This is a genomic window from Streptomyces sp. NPDC046870 (assembly GCF_040704595.1).
GTDB lineage: Bacteria > Actinomycetota > Actinomycetes > Streptomycetales > Streptomycetaceae > Streptomyces > Streptomyces argyrophylli.
Genome location: NZ_JBEYXM010000008.1, coordinates 110,654 through 128,604 on the forward strand (window position 1 = coordinate 110,654; position 17,951 = coordinate 128,604).

Below are 17,951 nucleotides of genomic sequence, written 5' to 3' on the forward strand. Positions count from 1 at the left end.
CGGCCCCGTCAGGGCTCCGGCTCGTCCTCCTGGAGGTCGGTGACCCGCTCCAGCAGGATCGGCTCCCAGGCGCGCCGCAGCTGGGTCCGCAGCAGGGGCAGGGAACCGGTCGTACGGCCTTCCAGGCGGTCGGTGAGGCGGATGACGGTGTCGCAGCGGGCCAGCCACAGGCCGCGCAGACAGGGGCGGGCGCCGTAGCCGGCGAGGGTGGCGGCGCGCACGGCCGGCGGGGAGCCGACGGCGAGGGCGAGCCCGGCGATGTCCTCGGCGGGGTCGCCGAGGGACGCCGCGGTCCAGTCCAGGATGCCGCGCACCCGTCCGTCGGCGCTGACCAGCACGTGCGCGCCGGTCAGCCCGTGGTGGGTGAGGACGGCGGAACCGGGCTGCGCGGCGAGCTGGGCCGCCCCGGGCGGGGTCAGCTGGTGCAGCCGGGCCGCGTCGAACTCGTCGGCGGCGGCGAGCCGTTCGGCCGCGTGGACGGCCATCCGGCGCAGCGCCTCCAGCGAGCGCGGGGCGGTGCGCGGCACGCCGAGCGCCTCGGCCTGGCGGGCCGGCACCGTGCGCAGTCCGCCGAGCAGCCCGGCGAGGTCGGCCTCCCCGACGGCGGAGACGTCGTGCTCGTCGGCCGTGCCGCCGGGCAGCCGGGTGTCGAGGGTGTAGGCGAGGCCGGGCGCCCAGTCGCCGTGCGCGACGCTGGCCGGGACGGCGACGGGCAGCTGCGGGCGGACCAGCTCGCGCAGGCGCAGTTCACGGCGGCGGCGGACGGAGGCCTCGCGGTCGGGCGCGAGGCGCAGCACATGGCGGCTGCCGACCCACCAGGTGTGCTCGCGGTCCTCCGTGACGGGCCGCACAGCGGGTCCCCCCGTGCCGTCGCCGCCCTCCTTGAGCAGCGAGCGGACCAGTCTGCGGACGGTGTCCGCGGTGGGTGTCGGTGCCTGGATCATGGGTCGCGCGTCGCCGTTCCGGGTGTCGTCGTACGTTCTCTCCTCGGGTCTCTCAGTCCACTATGACCATCTCACGGGTGGTGTTGTTGAGGCGGCGCCCGCCGTCGCCGGTGACCGTGACGATGTCCTCGATGCGCACCCCGAAGCGGCCGGGCAGGTAGACGCCGGGCTCCACGGAGAAGCACATGCCGGGCACGAGCGGCTGTTCCTCGCCCTCGATCATGTACGGCGGTTCGTGCGTGGTGACGCCGATGCCGTGGCCGGTGCGGTGGATGAAGTACTCGCCGTACCCGGCGTCCGCGATCACGGCGCGGGCGGCGCGGTCGACCTCCTGGCAGGCCGCGCCCGGGCGTACGGCCTGGAAACCGGCCTCCTGGGCGGCGCGCACGACGTCGTGGACCCGGCGCTCCTCCTCGGTCGGCTCGCCGACGTGGACGGTGCGGGTGGTGTCGGAGCCGTAGCCGTCCTTCAGGCCGCCGAAGTCGAGGACGACCATGTCGCCGGGACGGATGACCCGGTCGCCGACCTCGTGGTGGGGGTTGGCGCCGTTCGGCCCGGAGCCGACGATCGTGAAGTCGACCTGGGAGTGGCCGAAGCGGCGCAGCAGGCCGGCGAGGTCCTGGCCGACGTCGGACTCGCGGCGGCCGGCGAAGGGAACCTTCCGGATCTCCTCGAACGCCAGGTCGGCGGCGGCGCCCGCGGCCGCCAGGAGTTCCAGCTCGGCCGCGTCCTTCACGGCGCGCAGCATGGGCAGGGCGTCGGTGAGGGAGGCGTAGGAGGTGCCGGGCAGGGCCCGCTGGAGGCCCAGCAGGTGCATCGCCCAGGTGTTGTCGCTGATGCCGAACCGGCCGCGGTCGTCGAGGAGGGCGGCGGTGACGGCGTAGGGGTCCTTGCCGTCGGTCCAGTCCCGCAGCGTCAGCGCGGCGGCGCCGGCGGCCCGCTCGGCGTCCGGGGCCTCCAGGGTGGGCACGACGAGCACGGGGTCCCGGCCCGGCGTGAGGACCAGCAGGGTCAGCCGCTCCGTGACCGCTGTGGGCGTGTAGCCGGTGAGCCACACCATGTCCGGTCCCGGCGCCACGAGCAGCCCCGCGAGGCCGGCCTCCTCGGCGGAGCGCACGGCACGCTCCATACGGGCCCTGTGGTCGGCGGCGGTGAAGGGCGCGGGCGTACTACCGGTCATCCGGGCCTCCGGCGGGTGGGGAAACGGGGCGTTGGCGTCTCGGGCTGCATCCTGCCCGTCCGCACGGACCCACGCGAGCCGGTCCCGTGGACCGGCGTCCCGCGGTACGTCGAGAGGGCACTCGGGCATGGGTCCATGATGACGTGGGGGACGGATGGTGACCAGGGGGTTTCCCGGGGTGACCGGAGTCCGCGGCGGTGGGGGTCCCGGACCGGCTTCAGATCACCACCCCCGGGGTCACCGCCAACTGCTGGTAGCCGCCGCTCGCGTGGCGCACGGTGAGAAGCACCGTCTTGCCGGGGCGGGCCCGTCGGACGGCCCGGGCCAGGTCGGCGGCGGAGTCCACCCGGGCCTCGCCCCACTGGAGCACGACGTCCCCGCGGACCAGGCCCGCCGCGTAGCCGGGGCCGGGCACGTGCACGCCCACGACCAGGGCGCCGGCCTTCCGCGCGTCCACGGCCTCCACGCCCAGGGCGGGTCCGGGCGCGGTGGCGACAGGCGTGGGCGTGGCCCTGGCCGGGGGCGCCGGTGCGGGCGGCGGAGCCTGGTGCCGCAGCTCGGCGAGTCTGCTCATGCCGATCACCGTGGCGCCGACCGTGCCGACGCCGACGCCGCAGAGCACCAGCACGGTGCCTGCGCACAGGCCGCACAGCAGGGTCCGCAGCCGCCGTCCGCGCCGGGGCGCGGCGTGCGGGTGACGGACGGGGTCCGGGATGTCGTCCTCCCGCCGGTCCCGGCCGGGCATGGGCTTGGGACGCAACGCAGTCTGTTCCATGGTTCGCTCGCCTCCGGCTGGTGCTCTACCCGGGGCGGCGGGCCGTGACGAGACACGAAAGGGTGAGACTGCCCGGAGGGTGACGCAGGGTAGTACCAGTCGTCACGCCTGCCCGTTCAGCGCACCCTTCCGGCCCGTCCGCTCAGCCCGTGTGGCCCTCGCCGTGGCCGCCGTGCGCCCCGCCGTGGTCGAACTTCAGGGCCTCGGGCGGCATGACGACGAAGGGCCGCATCATGCCCATGTCCTCGTGCTCCAGCAGGTGGCAGTGGTACATGAACCGGCCGTACGCGCCGTCGAAGCGGCCCATGACCCTCAGCATCTGGTCGCCCGGCACCCGGAAGACGTCCTTGAGGCCCCGCTCGTTGGACGCGAGCGGTATCACCCGGCCGGCGTCGTACCGGATCGGCGTGCGGGTGCCGCCCACCGCCGGGTCGAAGCCGGAGACGTCGTACGCGTCCCGGCCCAGCAGCTGGAAGTCGGCGAGGTGGATGTGCATGGGGTGCACGATGGGCGCGAGGTTGAGGAAGCTCCACTGCTCGTGGCTGCCCTCGCCGATCGTGAAGCCGAGCCCGTCGTTGAACGTCCGCGCCGTGCGCCGGTACGTCCTGGTGGTGCCGTCGGGACCGGTGACCTGGACGATGCCCTCGGCCGGGAACGTCAGGCCGCTCGGGTCCTCGACCTCGGTCATCTCCCAGATCTCGGGGTGGCCGCCGGCCCCCTTGGTGGCGGGCGGGGTGAGCAGCACGAGCCGGTGGCCGTGCGGGGTGTCGTGGGTGAGGCGGCGGAAGGAGCCGGAGAGCACCTCAGGCAGTTCGAAGGTGTCCTCGGCGCAGCTCTGCCCGACCCGGAACTCCAGCACGGCCGGGCAGGGCACGTCTCCGGCCGGGTCGGGCACGCCGGCCGGCTGGTTGGGGCCCTTGTTCACCAGGCGCAGGGTGCGGCCCTGCAGTCCACGGAAGTCCACCAGCAGGTCGAACCGCTCGGCCGGCGCGGCGGTCAGGGTCGGCAGCTCCGCGTCGAAGTCGACCGGCACCGGGCGTGGCAGCAGTCCGCCGTCGCTGCCGATCTGGTGGACGATCCCCGGCACCGGCCGGTCGTCCTCGTCGATGAGGACCAGTTCGAAGATGCGCGCGTTGGAGGCGTTGACCAGCCGGAACCGGTGCCACGCCGGGTCCACGTCGGCGTACGGCCAGATGCGGCCGTTGACCGTGGTGTACGGGCCGGTGAAGGGGAGGGGGACCGGCTTGCCCGTCTCCGGGTTGCGCTGCTGGACGATCACCGTCTTGTGCAGGAGCCGGCCGTTGAGGCGGCCGTCCTCGTCGGTGTCGAGGTTGCGGTCGGCGACGACGAGCGGGATCTCCCGTTCGCCGGACGGCAGGCGGAGGGCGTCCTCCTCGTCGTCCCGGACGAGGTAGGTGCCGTACAAGCCCGCCATCACGTTCCACCGGGTGATGTTCATGGCGTGGTCGTGGTACCACCACTGCACCGCCTGGTGGTCGTTCGGGTACTCCGACAGCTGGGCGTCGCCGTGGCCGACGGCGTTGTCCGCCCAGCCGTCGTTGCCGCCGCCGGTCTGCGCGCCGTGCAGATGGGTCACCGACCAGGCGGGCAGGGCGGCGACGTCCTTGTTCGGCTCGGCGCCCTCGCGGCCGGGCTCGGTGGTGGCCTGCGGGCGGCCGTCCGTGCGCAGCGGCACCTCCACCGAGGTGACCGGGTACTCGCTGTCCTTGGGGATGCGGTTGGTCCAGGCGATGCGGACGCGCTGTCCCCGGCGCACCTCGATGGTCGGGCCCGGCACGTGCCCGTCGTAGCCCCACATCAGGGTCGGCGGCAGTTGCGGGTGCAGGCGCACCCAGGTCGGGCGCAGGGCGATCTCGGTCTCGCGCAGGACGTCGTCCGCGGCGGGCCGCAGGACCGGCGGCACGGTCAGCGGCGCCATGTACGGCGTCAGTTCGCGGCCGGTCCGGGCCTGCTCGCCCGCGGTCCCTACGGTGGGCCTCTCGATGGTCTCGGTCAAGGTAGAACACCCCCGTGTGTTCTGGCTCTGTTGTTCCCCTTACTCCCCAAGACTCCCGAGGACCCACCGAAGTTCCCTGAATGCCCGGTTCCGTACGCGGAGATTCGGCGACCGTCAGCCGAGCGACAGGGCGGGCGTGCGGCCGGGCAGGAAGCCGTGGGCACGGCGGCCGAGCCAGGCGGCCTTGTACCGGTCGACCTCCCGGTGCCAGTTGAGGATGCCGGCCAGCCAGTTCCGCAGGTCCTGCACATAGGCGTCCATGAGCGTCCGGGCCTCGGCCGACAGCTCGAAGTCGTCGTAGAGCACCGGGAGTTCGTGGGCGATCACATGCTCGAACTGCTGCATGCGCTGGGTCATCAGGTCGTGGACGACGCCGAGCGCGGCCGGATAGTCCACGCCGAAGAAGTTCTGCACGACCAGGACCGAGTTGTGGATCTCGCCCTCGTACTCGATCTCCTTCTGGTACGAGAAGACGTCGTTGAGGAGACAGGCGTAGTCGATGGCGGCGTTCTCCAGGGAGCGCACCGGACCGCTGGCGTAGACCTCGGCGGGGATCGCCGGGCCGTTGCCCATCCGGCACAGGCTCAGGGTGAGGTCCGAGCCGAAGGTGGAGCGCCGCATCTCCAGATAGTCGACCGGGTCGGGGATGCGGTTCTGCAACTGGTTGGAGAGTTCCCAGACCCAGCTCTCGGTCATCTTGTCCACGGCCGTCTTGAGGGTGCGCCGCTGGTCGGCGGTCATGTCGGCCGTGGTGCGCGTCCACAGGTCGCTCAGCCCGCGTTCCATGGCGTCGGCGGGAACGACCGTCGGCGTGCCCTCCACCGGCATGCACTGCGAGAGACGGGCCGTGGTCAGCCGGGCGGCGGCGAGATCCCGGCGGTGGCCGTACACCAGGGGGTAGTAGTCGTCGCCGTAGGTGCCCCAGGCGAGCCACCGCGCGCTGAGGTCGAGGGCCTCCGGGGTGGCGTCCGGGTCCAGGCCGGCGGAGCACAGGGCGAGGTCGTAGGCGGCGAGCTTGTCCTCGTCCCAGACGCCCTCCTGGAGGATGCCCATCTCGTGACACCAGTCGACGAGGTTGCCGCGGGCCCGGTCCAGGTGGGGGCTGAGCTGGAGCTCGAAGGGCATGTAGAGGTCGGGGATGCGGGACGGGCCGACCTTCTGGTAGGGCACGTGGGAGTAGGCGCGCAGCCGGTCCTGCGCGGCCGAGGCCAGCAGTGCGCCGACGTCGGCGGCGGAGGTGCCGGGGCCGTTCGGCGCCTGCCAGGGCGAGCTGGGGCGCGCGCCCTTGTTCATGTAGCGGCTGGAGCGCATGTGCCACTCGTGGCCACCGGACTGCCAGTCCTGCAGGCCCTTGGTGTAGGCGGCGACCGCGGCGGCCTCGGCGGGCGTGAGGCCCTTCTCCAGGGCGACGGCGGGGACCTCGGTGAACGCGGTGTGCTCGAACTGGTGCAGCCGGGAGGTGAGGACGTCGTTGACGGTGTCCGCGGCCTCCTGGGTGGTGCAGCCGAAGAACCTCTCCAGGACCAGCACGCCGTTGCTGTTCTCGCCCTCGTCCTCGACCTCGCGCTGGTAGGAGAACAGGTCGTTGCGCAGGTGGACGGCGTCGGAGAAGGTCTCCATGAGGACCCGCAGCGGCCGGGTGCCGGCGACGGCGGCGGGCACCTCCGCGGTCGCGTACTCCACGAGCCCCGCCGACCAGGGGGCGCCGCCGACCTTGCGGCGCATCTCGATGTACTCGACGGGGTTGGCGACGCGCCCCTCGTTGATGTTGGACAGTTCCCACATCGACTCGTTGAGCAGGTGCTCGGTGGCGACGGAGAAGCGGCGGCGCCAGTCCACGGACATCGACGGCACCGTCCGCGCCCACAGGTCCTTCAGCCCGGCCTCCACCGGGTTCTCCGGCTCCGGCACGGGGGTGGCGGGGTCGAGCGGCATGAACAGCGGCAGGCGGTCCAGGTGGGCCTTTCCGGCGGCGCGGTCCTGGGTGCGCTTGTACATGTCCAGGAAGTGGTCGTCGAAGAAGAACACCCACACGTACCAGTCGGTGATCAGTGAGAGAGCGGGTCCGTCGCAGTCGGGATGGGTGTAGGCGCACAGGAGGCCGTAGTCGTGCGCCTCCAGGTCGGCCTGTTCCCAGATCCCGGAGCCTTCCAGCATGCCCATGTCGCGTGCCCAGCGGGTGGAGTGGGCCCGGGCCTCGTCCAGGTGCGGATTGAGCCGCGCGGGATACGGCATGTAGAAGTGCGGGAGTTCGAACGGCTGCGTCATGGCCGGGCCCTACCCGTGGCCCCGGACGCCCATCCACCCGGCGGCACATGATCACACCATCGCGTGAACCACTCGGGATACCTGGAACTCCGGTGAGCGGTTGTGGCGTTGGGTCCCTTGCCGTGTCCGCGCGCGCGGGCCACGGTAGGCGCATGACCTCCTTCGTGCTGCCCCATGAGGTGCACGGCGACGGCGCCCACAAGGTGTTCGCCGTGCACGGCTGGTTCGCCGACCGGGCCGCCTACGCGGCCGTCCTGCCGGACCTGGACCGCAGGTCCTTCAGCTACGCGCTGGTGGACCTGCGGGGTTACGGCGAGGCCCGGGACGCGACGGGCTCGTACACGACGGCCGAGGCGGCCGTGGACCTGGTGGAGCTGGCGGACCGGCTCGGCTGGGAGCGGTTCTCGGTGGTCGGCCACTCGATGGGCGGGGCGGTGGCGCAGCGGCTGCTCGCCGTCGCCCCGCACCGGCTGCGCCGGATCGCCGGGGTCTCCCCCGTGCCCGCGTCCGGAATGCCGCTGGCCGGGGAGCAGGCGGCGCTGTTCAGGGACGCGGCGCACCGGGCGGAGAACCGGCGCGCGATCATCGACCTCACCACCGGGGGCCGGCGGCCCGCCGCCTGGCTGGACCGGATGGTCGCCCGCTCGCTGGAGCGCAGCGACCCGAAGGCGTTCCGCGCCTGGCTGGACTCGTGGGCGGGCGAGGACTTCACCGCCGACGTCGTGGGCAGCGAGGTACCGGCGCTGGCCGTGGCCGGCGCACTGGACCCCGCGCTGTCTCCGGAGGTCATGCGGCAGACCTGGCTGGCCTGGTACCCGCGCGCGGAGCTGACCCTGCTGCCGGGCGCCGGTCACTACGCGATGGACGAGACCCCGCTGGACCTGGTCCGTGCCGTCGAGGACTTCCTGCGGGCCGACGGCCCGGGCGGCACCGGGGCGGGCGAGGGGGCGTGAGCGTGCGGGACGCGCCGCCGGTCCCGGACGTCTTCGATCCGCGCCGGTACGCCGCCGGGGTGCCCCACGACGACTACCGCGTGCTGCGCGACCACCACCCGGTGGCCTGGCAGGAGGAGACGGAGGTGCTGGGCTGGCCGGCCGGGCCCGGGTTCTGGGCGGTGACCCGGCACGCGGACGTCGTGCGCGTGCTGAAGGACGCGGGGACGTACTCGTCGTACGTCGGCGCGACCCAGATCCGTGACCCGGACCCGGAGGACCTGCCGTTCATCCGGCGGATGATGCTCAACCAGGACCCGCCGGGGCACGGGCGGCTTCGGCGGCTGGTGAGCCGCGCCTTCACGCCGGGGCGCGTGGACCGGTTCGCGGCGGTCGCCCGGGAGCGGGCGCGCACGCTCCTCGGGGGCGCCGTGGAGGCGGCGCGGGCGGGGGACGGCACGGTGGACCTGGTGTCCGCCGTCACCGACGAGTACGCCCTGCTGAACCTGGCGGACCTGCTGGGCGTCCCGGAGGGCGACCGGCGGCTGCTGCTGCGCTGGACGCGGCGGGTCATCGGCTACCAGGACCCGGACGAGGCCGGTCCGCCGGTGCTGGACGGGGACGGCAGACCGGTGAACCCGCGGTCACCGGCGATGCTGGCGGACATGTTCGCCTACGCCGGACAGCTGGCCGCGTACAAGAGGCGGTATCCCGCGGACGACATCATGACGACGCTCGCCCATGACGCCGAACTCGCCGCAGCCGAGCTGGAGATGTTCTTCTTCCTGCTCACCGTGGCGGGCAACGACACCGTGCGCGCTGCGGCCCCGGGCGGGCTGCTGGCGCTGGCGGAGCACCCGGAGGCCTGCGAGCCGCTGCGCGCCGGGAAGGTGGCCGTGGCGTCCGCCGTCGACGAGCTGCTGCGCTGGCATCCGCCCGTGCTGACCTTCCGCCGGACGGCCGTGCGGGACACCGAGCTGGCGGGGCGCGTCATCCGGGCGGGTGACAAGGTCGTGGTGTTCCACGCCTCGGCCAACCGCGACGAGCGCGTGTTCCACGCCCCCGACCGGCTCGATCTCACCCGCTCCCCCAATCCGCACGTCTCCTTCGGGGACGGTCCGCACGTGTGCCTGGGCGCTCACTTCGCCCGGCTGCAACTGCGGCTGCTGCACGAGGAGGCGCTGCGCGTCCTGCCCGGGCCGCCGCGCCTGGCCGGGCCGCCCGGACGGCTGGTGTCGAACTTCGTCAACGGCCTCAAGTCACTGCCGCTGCGCCTCACCTGACGTGTTCCTCCCGCCGCCCTTCGGGTCGGTCTGGATCAGCGCGTGCGTGCCACTGGTCCGCCAGCTCTGCCCCTCGGCCGCCACCAGCCGGGCCTCGGTCGTCGCGGACAGGCCGGTGATCACGTCGGACTTGAGGGTGCGCAGGGCGGCGACCGGGCCGGGGAAGTACGCGGTCGCCTCCCGGAAGGGCGTGGTGGGCGGCCAGAGCCGGTCGCCCACCAGACGGCGGTAGTTGAGGTCGCCCTTGACGACGGTCAGCGTGGCCGCGGCGAACTCGGCGCGCAGGTCGTCCGGCATCGCCGCGTACGGCAGCGGGGCGCAGGAGAAGGGGTGGGCGCGCACGGTGAGCCGCCCGTCGGCCATGGCCGACCAGAGCAGGCGCCCGTACTCGGCGGCCGTCCCGTGGGCCGCGCGCAGCCGGTGCAGCGCGTCGACGACGTCGGCGGTGGTGGCGTCGGAGACGTAGTACGGGTACGGCTTGACGTGCAGCACCGCCCGCGCGGTTTGGCCCTCGGCGAGGAGATGCGCGATCAGCAGGAGATCGGGGACCAGTTCGCGGCCCGCGTTGTCCGCGACGAGCACGAGCGTGCCGGTTCCGGCGGGCGGCAGCAGCGACCACAGGGTCTCGCTGTCGTCGGCGACCAGCGCGGGGGCGGGTTCCCCGGCCTGTGCGGCCGCGGCGGAGAGCCGGAAGCCGAGGTCGGCGCGGTTGCCCCACAGCGAGCCGTGCAGCAGGGCGCGGGCCCGCTCGTCCTGCGGCTGGTCCCGCAGGCCGTCCAGGGCGGCCAGTTCCTCGTCGGTCTGCGGGGCGTCGAGCTCGGCGCGTTTGAAGGGGCGGAAGGGGTCGATGCCCTGCCAGGGGCCCGGCCCGAACCAGCCGACGGCGTCCAGCAGCCGGCGGTAGAAGTAGCTCTCGGCCCACAGCCAGGGCACGTCGTACCAGGACCGCCCGGCGTACTGGGCGAGGCCCCAGTCGTCCCACCGGTCCCGGTCCGGGGCATCGGCGGGAAGCGGTTCGACGGTCCCCTCGGTGCAGCTCTTCAGCAGCTCGTCCAGGGCTGTGTGCTGCGCGGGGCCGTACGGGAAGGCGTCCCGTACCTGCCGGATGATCGCGGGGTGCCGTTCGGCCAGCACGCTGTGCGGGAACGAACCGGGTTCGTCGCCGAGGATCACGGGTGCGAAGGGGATGTCGGGCATGTCCGTCACCGTATCGCGGGTGTCAGACGGCGCGGATCTCCCGCTCCAGCTGCGTGGCGAGCTTGACGTAGCGGGGGCGGCGGTGCACCGGGACCAGTCCGCGGATCATGAGGTGCCACATCTCGGCGACCCTGCGCGGCAGCCGTCCGACCGGTTCCAGCGAGCGGCCCGCGACCCGGGTGCCGATGAAGAAGCAGACGAGGGAGTGGGCGACGACGCCGACGTCGAGATCGCCGTGCACGTCGGCTTCCCGGACGGCTCCGGTGACCTTGCGGGTGGCGAAGTCGAGCCACTCGGTGAACGGGTGCCGCAGCGGCGGCCGTACGGCGATGTCCGCGGTGGCCAGGCGGAGTCCGGCGCGCGGCACGGGGTCCTCCACGGCGAGCCGGGCGATCCCGAACGTGGTGCGCATCAGGCCCTCCAGCGAGGAGCAGCCGCGGTTCTCGACATCGGCCACGAGCTGCCGCGCCGCCTTGGCCTGGAGTTCCAGGATGGCGTGGGCGAGGTCCTCCTTGGCGGCGAAGTGGAAGTACAGGGCGCCCTTGGTGACCTTCGCGTGTGCGACGATGTCGCTCAGGCTGGTGGACTCGTACCCGTGCCGGTCGATCAGATCGGCGGCGGCCGTGATGATCGTCGCCCGGGTCTGTTCGGCACGTAACTGCCTTGGCATCCTGGACCCCCTCCTCGCGCATAAAAGAACAGGACATGCGGTTTGTTTATGACTCGTTGCATACGATAACTCACCTAGCGGCAGCGGCAGTCCGGCGGACCACGCGCGCGGTACGCCACGCGTCATCGCCCCGCTCGACGCCGGCCGGCCGCCCCGCACCTCTTCGACCGGCGAGACCTCATGGTTCCCCCTTCGTCGCCGGCCGGTGTCCGGCAGCCGCAGGGCGACGGGTGCCGTCCCATGATCGCCACGATACGAGGCGGACGGCCGACTCCTCAATGGGGTGTGGAAGCAGGCGCAAAACAGCCGAACCGGTCGGTGCCTTCGCGCCCCCCGCGCGCGGTGCGCCGAACCGGCTGAACGCGGTCGCCGGCGGGGCCGTACTGGACCGCGCAGACCCGTTCCCGCGCCCGCCGAGGAGACACCCGGATGACTCGGACGACCCGGACGACCGCCCGCCTGAGCGTCAGGGCGGCCGCCGCGACGGCACCGCTCCTGCTCCTGCCGTGGGTGGCGGGGCCCGCCCAGGCGCACGGAGCCCCCACCGACCCCGTCAGCCGGGTCTACGCCTGCTCCCCCGAGGGGGACGCCGCCCGGACGCCGGCCTGCCGGGCGGCGATCGCGGCGAACGGCGGCCCCTTCACCGCCTGGGACAACCTGCGGGTGGCGGGGGTGGCGGGCCGTGACCGGCAGGTGATCCCGGACGGCCGACTGTGCAGCGGGAACCTGCCGGCGTACCGGGGGCTGGACCTGGCCCGGCGGGACTGGCCGGCGACGCGGCTGACGCCCGGCGGCCGCCTGACGCTGACCTACGCGTCGACCATCGCGCACACGGGCACGTTCAGGCTGTACCTGACCAAACAGGGGTACGACCCCTCGCGGCCGCTGACCTGGTCCGACCTGCCCGCGCGCCCCTTCGCCGAGGTCACGGACCCGCCGCTGCGGGACGGGGCGTACCGCGTGAACGCGACGCTCCCGGCGGACCGGACGGGGCGCCAGGTGCTGTACACGATCTGGCAGAACAGCAGCACGCCGGACACGTACTACGCGTGCTCCGACGTGGTCTTCCCGCAGCACGGGAAAGCCGCCGGGACGGCGGGGCCGACCCGGCCCGCACCGACGGCGCACTCACCGGCCGCGCCGGCGTCATCGGCCGCGGCGGCTCCTTCCGCCGCACCTGCTTCCTCGGAGCCGAAGTCACCGGCGGCCGGTTCGACCGCGGGATCCGGCCACGGTGAGGAGGGGGCCGAGACCGCCGTCGGCGACGGGGCCCCGGTCGCGCAGACCACGAGCGGCGGACCGGGCCCCTCGGCGCCACTGCTGGCGGGCGGCGCCGCCGCGGTGCTGGTGCTCACCGGGGGCGCCGCCCTCACTCTGCGGCTGCGCCGTCCACGACGGCGCTGAAGCGGACGATCCGGTCGGTCAGTTGACGTAGACCCGGGCTCCCGCGTCGGTGACGGGTGCGTACTTCGCCGTGAAGTAGCCGTTGGCGAAGCAGAGCGACGAGCCGGACGTCTTGGTGAACTGCTGGTTGGTGAAGGTGATGCTGCTGTCGGCGTTGTCGGCCTTGCCGGTCAGGCTGGGCGCCTGGTACACGCAGGTCACGCTGCCCAGCAGGGTGCGCAGCTGGACGGTGGCCTGGATGACGGAGCCGCTGGCGGGCGAGACGGTGAGGGTGCCGCTCGAGGTGACCGTCGCCGAGTAGGGCAGGTTGTTGATGGTGATGCCGTTGACGCCGAGGACACCGGTGACGTTGCTGGTGCAGGTGCTGCCGTCGAAGGTGTGCCCGGTGACGGACTCGGTGGCCGTGCCGGGTGCGGTCGGGTTGCCGGTGACCTTGGCCGTGAACTGCGAGCCGGTGCACTTGATCCCGCTGGTCCCGGTCGCGCTGGAGTAGAAGGTGGCGGAGGTGCCGGAGGCCAGCGGCGCGGTGAGGGTGTCCCCGACGGCGACCGCGGTGCCGCCGGTGCTGCCGGTGGTGAGGACCGTGCCGGCCGCGGAGGCCGGGGTGGCCCACGTGAGGGCGAGCGCCGTGGCGGTGCCGGCAAGGGCGAGGAGGGAGCGCGTACGCATGCGGGTGCCTCTCTTCCTGAGGTGGGGGGACAGATGAGGTGAGGTGGGGGGTGGAGATCGGTGCGGATGCCGCCGGCGCGGGGCCGTCACGCCTTCTCCGTACGCGGCGGACCCGCGACGGCGGCACACCGGGCACCGGCCGAAGGCCTCGGGGGAGGACCTCCGTGCCGGGCCGGGCACAGGGGCGGCACGGCACGGAGAGAAGGAGGAGAGAGAGACCGTGCCGGAGCCGCGCTGCGAGGTGGAGCGGTTGCCGTGACAGGGCCGGGAACGCGGCCGGTGCCGCATGAGGGACGCGGTGGGTGCCACGCCTGACGCGACGGGTGCCGCTTGCTGGATCCGGCGCCACGAATCCGAGGAAACAGGGGAAGTTGTAGACCTGATCAACCGTCAGGGTCAAGTGGTTGACGGGCAGTTGACCCAGGCAGGTTGCGGTCCACGCACATCCGACACCCTATTTTCACATCTCCCTTGACCCTTGATGTAACCGGCGGTAACTTCCTCGGAGGCTACTGCCGCGTAATGAGAAAGCCCTTGCGCCCGCCGGGAGTTGCGAGGAGGCGTACGCGGCACCCGCTGTCCGCGCCAGGACACCGCGCCACTGAAGCCCAACCCGCACTGATCCGCGCCCATGGGAGCAGACATGGCCTCGTCCCCGGACGTCCCGTCCGCCGGCAACACCCCCGACATCCCGGGAAGCGACACACCGCCCGAAGCCCAAAACGCCGCCGGGACCACCGCCGGCGACAGACGCGGCCGGGTCCGCGCCCGCCGGGCCGCCGTTATGGCGGTGCCCGCCACCCTGGTCGCCGCCGGCCTCGCGGTCCTCACCGCGCAGGGAGCGCTGGGTGTGCAGTTCGCCATCTCCGGCATGCCGTTCACCGTCACCGCCACGGAACTCAACGGCACCGGATTCGAGCAGTTCGGCGCGCTCGACAACATGGCGGACGGCAGCCCCAACGCCGGGGACACCGGCGGCCAGGTGCTCGTCGTCACCTCCGCGATCAAGCACGCCACCCTCACCAAGCTGTGCCAGAGCGTCGACCTGGGCGGCACCAACCTGCTGATCACCGCGGGCGGCGGAGCCGAGAAGGTCAGCGCCACCGACCTGACCACCGACTCCACCGAGCTGTCGGGTGACGCGGCGTTCGGCAACATCGAGATCGGCAACGACGCCAGCACGCTGACCAAGGCGGGCGTGAAGGGCCCGATCGGCGTCTTCAGCCAGCAGGCCGACACCGTGCGGATCGCCCATCTGCGGCAGACCAACTACGCGACGACCGCTGGCGTGTTCAAGCTGCCGGGTCTCAAGCTGCGCTTCAGCGACTCGGGTTGCTGATCGCCGTGCCGGACCGTCCACGTCAGGGACCGAGGCTCGCCTTCCGCGGCTGGCGTGCCCGCCGGCCGTTCTGGGGCGGGCTGCTGCTCGCCCTCGGCGGCGGCGAGATCCTGCTCACCGAGAAGGCCTCGCTGAAGGTCGTCCTGCACATCGGCATGCAGGGCCTGGCGGGCTATCTGCTGCCGACCCTCATGGTGCTGCTGGGCCTGCTGATCCTCTTCAACCCCTCCCAGCGGCTCTTCTACTCCATCACCGGCATGCTGCTCTCCCTGGGCAGCTGGCTCACCTCCAACCTGGGCGGTTTCTTCATCGGCCTGCTCCTCGGCGCCGTCGGCAGCTGCCTCGCCTTCGGCTGGCTCCCGGACCAGGAGCCACGCGTCAGCCGCCGCGAACGGCGCAGGCGGGAACGGGCCGAGGCCCACGCCCTGACGTCGGAGGGGGCGGGCACGGCCTGAGCGGGGGCCTGGGCGTGCCCACGTCCTGTCGTCGCCGACGCCTCCGTGCCGCAGGGGCCTTGGCGCGCACGCCCCTCGGTGCCGCAGGGGCCTTGGCACGCCGGGAGCCGGTGGCAGAGGGCGGAGGCGGACGCGGCCCGGCCGTCGACGCGGCCGGTCCCCCTGCCCGGGTTCTCGGAGCGGAGGCGGCCGGACCCGGGCCGGATCACCCGCCCGGGGTCACCCGAACAGGTGACTTGGGAACTTCTTTGCCCATGCCCGGAGTTCATCGGGCAGTCGGACGGTGGTGGAGTGCCGTCCGTGACGCGATGAACGAAGGAGCTACGGCATGGTGTTCAAGAGGCTGCTGGGCGCGATCGGGGTCGGCGGCCCCTCCGTGGACACGGTGCTGGACGGCGGCGCGGCGCTGCCCGGCGGCACCCTGACGGGCCGGGTGCTGCTGCGGGGCGGCGCGGCGGCCGTGGAGGTCGAACACATCGGCCTGGAGCTGATCGCCCGTGTGGAGGCGGAGCACGCGGAAGGCGAGAGCGAGGGCACGGTCGCCTTCGAGCGGTTCACCGTCGGCGGCGGTTTCCGACTCGGTGAGCAGGAGGAACGTGAACTGCCGTTCAGCGTCCCGCTCCCCTGGGAGACCCCGGTGACCGAACTGCGCGGGCAGCCGCTCGGCATCGTGCTGGGCGTGCGCACCGAGGTCGCGGTGGCCGGCGCCCGGGACAAGGGCGACCTGGACCCGCTCGCCGTCCGCCCCCTGCCCGTGCAGGAAGCCGTCCTGGAGGCACTCGGCGCACTGGGCTTCGGCTTCCGCGCGGCGGACCTGGAGTACGGCCGCATCGGTGGTACGGGCCAGCAGTTGCCGTTCTACCAGGAGATCGAGCTGACGCCCGCCCCGCAGTACGCGCACGCGGTGAACGAGATCGAGCTGACCTTCCTCGCCTCCCCCCTGGGCGTGGAGGTGGTCCTGGAGGCGGACAAGCGCGGCGGACTGTGGTCGTCGGGGCACGACGCCCTGACCCGTTTCACCGTGCGCCACGAGGACGCGCCGACCCTCGACTGGCACAGAGAGGTGGACGGGTGGATCCGCCAGGTGACCGAGCACCGTGACGCCTACGACAGTCACGCGACGTACGGTCACGACGGCGCGCACCTGCCCGGTCACCACTCCCCCGACGCCCACCACTCCGGCCCGGGATGGGGCACGGCCGTGGCCGCGGGCGCCGCGGGCCTCGCCGTGGGTGTCGTGGGCGGCATGGTGGCCGCGGAGGCCGTCGACGAGATCGGGGACTTCTTCGAGGGAGAGGAGGAGGAAGGCGACGAAGGTGACGAAGGCTAGGGACAGGAGCAGGGGCGAGGAGCAGCCGGAGGGGGTGTTCAGCCGGCGGAGCCCCGCGTGCCGTCCTTCTGCTTCATCGCCTTGGCCTCGCTCTTGAGGATGCGCACGGACTTGCCCGGCGCACGGGCGGTGTCGGGGAGCTTTCGGGACCCGAACAGCAGGGGGAACACGACCGCGACGATCAGCAGATGCCAGGGCTCAAGTCCGTTGCGGAGCATGACGGCCCCCTTCTTTGTCTCGCTTGTCTCACCCTGCGGCGAGGCGTCGCGACTCTTGGAAGACGGCTGAAGGACGGATGGACGACGGCTGGAGGACGGCGCCGTTCCGGGGTCAGAGCCCGTGGAGCCGGCGGGCCGGGGCGGCGGCGGGCGCCTCCCGCTCGGCGAGCCGGCCTACGACACGGTGGACGACGTCGACGAGGGCGGCCTGTTCGGCGGTGTCGACGAAGTACACCTGGCGGCGGCCCTCGCGGCGGGAGCGGACGAGGCCGGCGAGCCTGAGCTTGGTCAGGTGCTGGCTCACGGCGGGCAGGGCACCGCCGACCCGCTCGGCGAGGCCGGTCACGTCGCTCTCGCCCTGGGTCAGCGCCCACACGATGTGCAGCCGGGCGGGCGAGGCGAGCAGTCCGAAGGCGGCGGCCGCCTCGGCGAGCACCTCGGCGGAGGGGTCCTGGTGGCCGGTGCCGGGCACTGTCACCGCTGTCGCCTTCCTCCGCGGGATCGTCATGGCTTCGCCGTGGGTTCGTCGTGAGTGCGTTGCCGTGTTCCGGCTGTGTCCGCCGGGTTCGCGCACACAGTGTAGATCCGTGGAACTTCCCGGCCGCCCCATTAGTTTCTACGTTGCTGTAGAAGTTACCGTCGGGCTGCCGGAAGCAGCCGGCGGACGATATCGAGGAGTACGCATGGCCCTGTGGGACCGCATCAAGGACTCGGCGTCGCAGATGCAGACGCAGTTGGTGGCGAAGAAGAACGACCTGAAGAGCGGCGCGTTCCGCGATGCGAGCATGGCGATGTGCGCGCTGGTGGCCGCCGCCGACGGCACGGTGGATCCGTCGGAGCGGCAGCGGGTCGCTCAGCTCATCGCCGGCAACGAGGTGTTGCAGAACTTCCCGGCGGACGACCTCCGCCGGCGCTTCGAGGAGAACCTGAACAAGCTGACGGCGGACTTCGCCTTCGGCAAGGTGAGCGTGCTGCAGGAGATCGCCAAGGCGAAGAAGAAGCCCGCCGAGGCGCGGGCCGTCATCCAGATCGGCATCGTCATCGGTGGCGCGGACGGCGACTTCGACAAGGACGAGCAGGCCGTGGTGCGCGAGGCGTGCTACGCGCTGGACCTGCCGCCGCACGAGTTCGACCTCTGAGCCCTGGGTATGGCGCGTGGACGGGGGCACGTGCGACGAGCTCGGACGTGCCCCCGTCCACGCCCATGCCGAACGGAGCCCACCCCTCCGGTAGCCGGCCCCTCCGGTGCCTGCCGCTGACGTTCCGGTCC

At 72.9% G+C, this 17,951-nt stretch carries 17 protein-coding genes; 7 read left to right on the forward strand and 10 right to left on the reverse strand.

Translation table 11 applies throughout. The features are described 5' to 3' along the window. Nucleotides 1-8 precede the first annotated feature (8 nt). From AB0946_RS19705 to cyc2, 5 genes are all read right to left on the reverse strand, one after another. Nucleotides 9-944: an aminoglycoside phosphotransferase family protein gene (locus AB0946_RS19705; RefSeq protein ID WP_366761882.1), complete on the reverse strand. Its 936-nt coding sequence runs from the start codon at nucleotides 942-944 to the stop codon at nucleotides 9-11. A gap of 52 nt (nucleotides 945-996) precedes the next feature. Then, nucleotides 997-2,124 (reverse strand): aminopeptidase P family protein, encoded by a 1,128-nt coding sequence (locus AB0946_RS19710; protein ID WP_366761883.1) that lies wholly within the window; start codon nucleotides 2,122-2,124, stop codon nucleotides 997-999. A 217-nt stretch (nucleotides 2,125-2,341) separates the two neighbouring features. Further along, nucleotides 2,342-2,899 (reverse strand): PDZ domain-containing protein, encoded by a 558-nt coding sequence (locus tag AB0946_RS19715; RefSeq protein ID WP_366761884.1) that lies wholly within the window; start codon nucleotides 2,897-2,899, stop codon nucleotides 2,342-2,344. Nucleotides 2,900-3,041: 142 nt separating this feature from the next. Continuing rightward, on the reverse strand, nucleotides 3,042-4,838 hold the full coding sequence (phsA, locus tag AB0946_RS19720) for an O-aminophenol oxidase PhsA (RefSeq protein WP_366762075.1): 1,797 nt from the start codon (nucleotides 4,836-4,838) through the stop codon (nucleotides 3,042-3,044). A gap of 192 nt (nucleotides 4,839-5,030) precedes the next feature. Then, a complete protein-coding gene (gene cyc2 / locus AB0946_RS19725; RefSeq protein WP_366761885.1) occupies nucleotides 5,031-7,184 on the reverse strand; it encodes a germacradienol/geosmin synthase Cyc2 in 2,154 nt (717 codons plus the stop codon). 152 nt (nucleotides 7,185-7,336) lie between these two features. On the opposite strand from cyc2, the gene AB0946_RS19730 reads away from it, so the two are divergent. Further along, nucleotides 7,337-8,137, forward strand: coding sequence for an alpha/beta hydrolase (locus tag AB0946_RS19730; protein ID WP_366761886.1), 801 nt, complete (start codon nucleotides 7,337-7,339; stop codon nucleotides 8,135-8,137). Beyond that, nucleotides 8,134-9,399, forward strand: coding sequence for a cytochrome P450 (locus AB0946_RS19735; RefSeq protein WP_366761887.1), 1,266 nt, complete (start codon nucleotides 8,134-8,136; stop codon nucleotides 9,397-9,399). The genes AB0946_RS19730 and AB0946_RS19735 overlap by 4 nt, the downstream gene beginning before the upstream one ends. Here AB0946_RS19735 and AB0946_RS19740 read toward each other — a convergent pair. Next, nucleotides 9,376-10,596, reverse strand: coding sequence for a damage-control phosphatase ARMT1 family protein (locus AB0946_RS19740; RefSeq protein ID WP_366761888.1), 1,221 nt, complete (start codon nucleotides 10,594-10,596; stop codon nucleotides 9,376-9,378). The genes AB0946_RS19735 and AB0946_RS19740 overlap by 24 nt on opposite strands. Before the next feature lie 22 nt (nucleotides 10,597-10,618). After that, the gene (locus AB0946_RS19745; protein WP_366761889.1) at nucleotides 10,619-11,266 is read right to left on the reverse strand and encodes a ScbR family autoregulator-binding transcription factor; all 648 of its coding nucleotides are present in this window, start codon (nucleotides 11,264-11,266) and stop codon (nucleotides 10,619-10,621) included. 429 nt (nucleotides 11,267-11,695) lie between these two features. Between AB0946_RS19745 and AB0946_RS19750 the strand changes: the two genes are divergently transcribed. Continuing rightward, complete coding sequence (locus AB0946_RS19750; protein ID WP_366761890.1) at nucleotides 11,696-12,670, forward strand: lytic polysaccharide monooxygenase; 975 nt, start codon at nucleotides 11,696-11,698, stop codon at nucleotides 12,668-12,670. 18 nt (nucleotides 12,671-12,688) lie between these two features. On the opposite strand, the gene AB0946_RS19755 is transcribed toward AB0946_RS19750, so the two are convergent. After that, nucleotides 12,689-13,339, reverse strand: coding sequence for a Tat pathway signal sequence domain protein (locus AB0946_RS19755; protein ID WP_366761892.1), 651 nt, complete (start codon nucleotides 13,337-13,339; stop codon nucleotides 12,689-12,691). 643 nt (nucleotides 13,340-13,982) lie between these two features. On the opposite strand from AB0946_RS19755, the gene AB0946_RS19760 reads away from it, so the two are divergent. The 3 genes from AB0946_RS19760 to AB0946_RS19770 all read left to right on the forward strand — a co-directional run bounded on the left by AB0946_RS19760 (nucleotide 13,983) and on the right by AB0946_RS19770 (nucleotide 16,463). Further along, nucleotides 13,983-14,678 (forward strand): DUF6230 family protein, encoded by a 696-nt coding sequence (locus AB0946_RS19760; protein WP_366761893.1) that lies wholly within the window; start codon nucleotides 13,983-13,985, stop codon nucleotides 14,676-14,678. A gap of 5 nt (nucleotides 14,679-14,683) precedes the next feature. Next, nucleotides 14,684-15,133 (forward strand): DUF6114 domain-containing protein, encoded by a 450-nt coding sequence (locus AB0946_RS19765; protein WP_366761894.1) that lies wholly within the window; start codon nucleotides 14,684-14,686, stop codon nucleotides 15,131-15,133. A gap of 328 nt (nucleotides 15,134-15,461) precedes the next feature. Further along, nucleotides 15,462-16,463 (forward strand): sporulation protein, encoded by a 1,002-nt coding sequence (locus AB0946_RS19770; RefSeq protein WP_366761895.1) that lies wholly within the window; start codon nucleotides 15,462-15,464, stop codon nucleotides 16,461-16,463. A 38-nt stretch (nucleotides 16,464-16,501) separates the two neighbouring features. On the opposite strand, the gene tatA is transcribed toward AB0946_RS19770, so the two are convergent. After that, nucleotides 16,502-16,681 carry a Sec-independent protein translocase subunit TatA gene (gene tatA, locus AB0946_RS19775; protein ID WP_366761897.1) on the reverse strand — a complete coding sequence of 60 codons (180 nt, stop codon included), beginning with the start codon at nucleotides 16,679-16,681 and terminating at the stop codon, nucleotides 16,502-16,504. A 112-nt stretch (nucleotides 16,682-16,793) separates the two neighbouring features. Continuing rightward, nucleotides 16,794-17,159: a metalloregulator ArsR/SmtB family transcription factor gene (locus AB0946_RS19780; RefSeq protein ID WP_366761898.1), complete on the reverse strand. Its 366-nt coding sequence runs from the start codon at nucleotides 17,157-17,159 to the stop codon at nucleotides 16,794-16,796. Nucleotides 17,160-17,364: 205 nt separating this feature from the next. Between AB0946_RS19780 and AB0946_RS19785 the strand changes: the two genes are divergently transcribed. After that, nucleotides 17,365-17,820 carry a TerB family tellurite resistance protein gene (locus AB0946_RS19785; protein ID WP_366761899.1) on the forward strand — a complete coding sequence of 152 codons (456 nt, stop codon included), beginning with the start codon at nucleotides 17,365-17,367 and terminating at the stop codon, nucleotides 17,818-17,820. Nucleotides 17,821-17,951 lie beyond the last annotated feature (131 nt).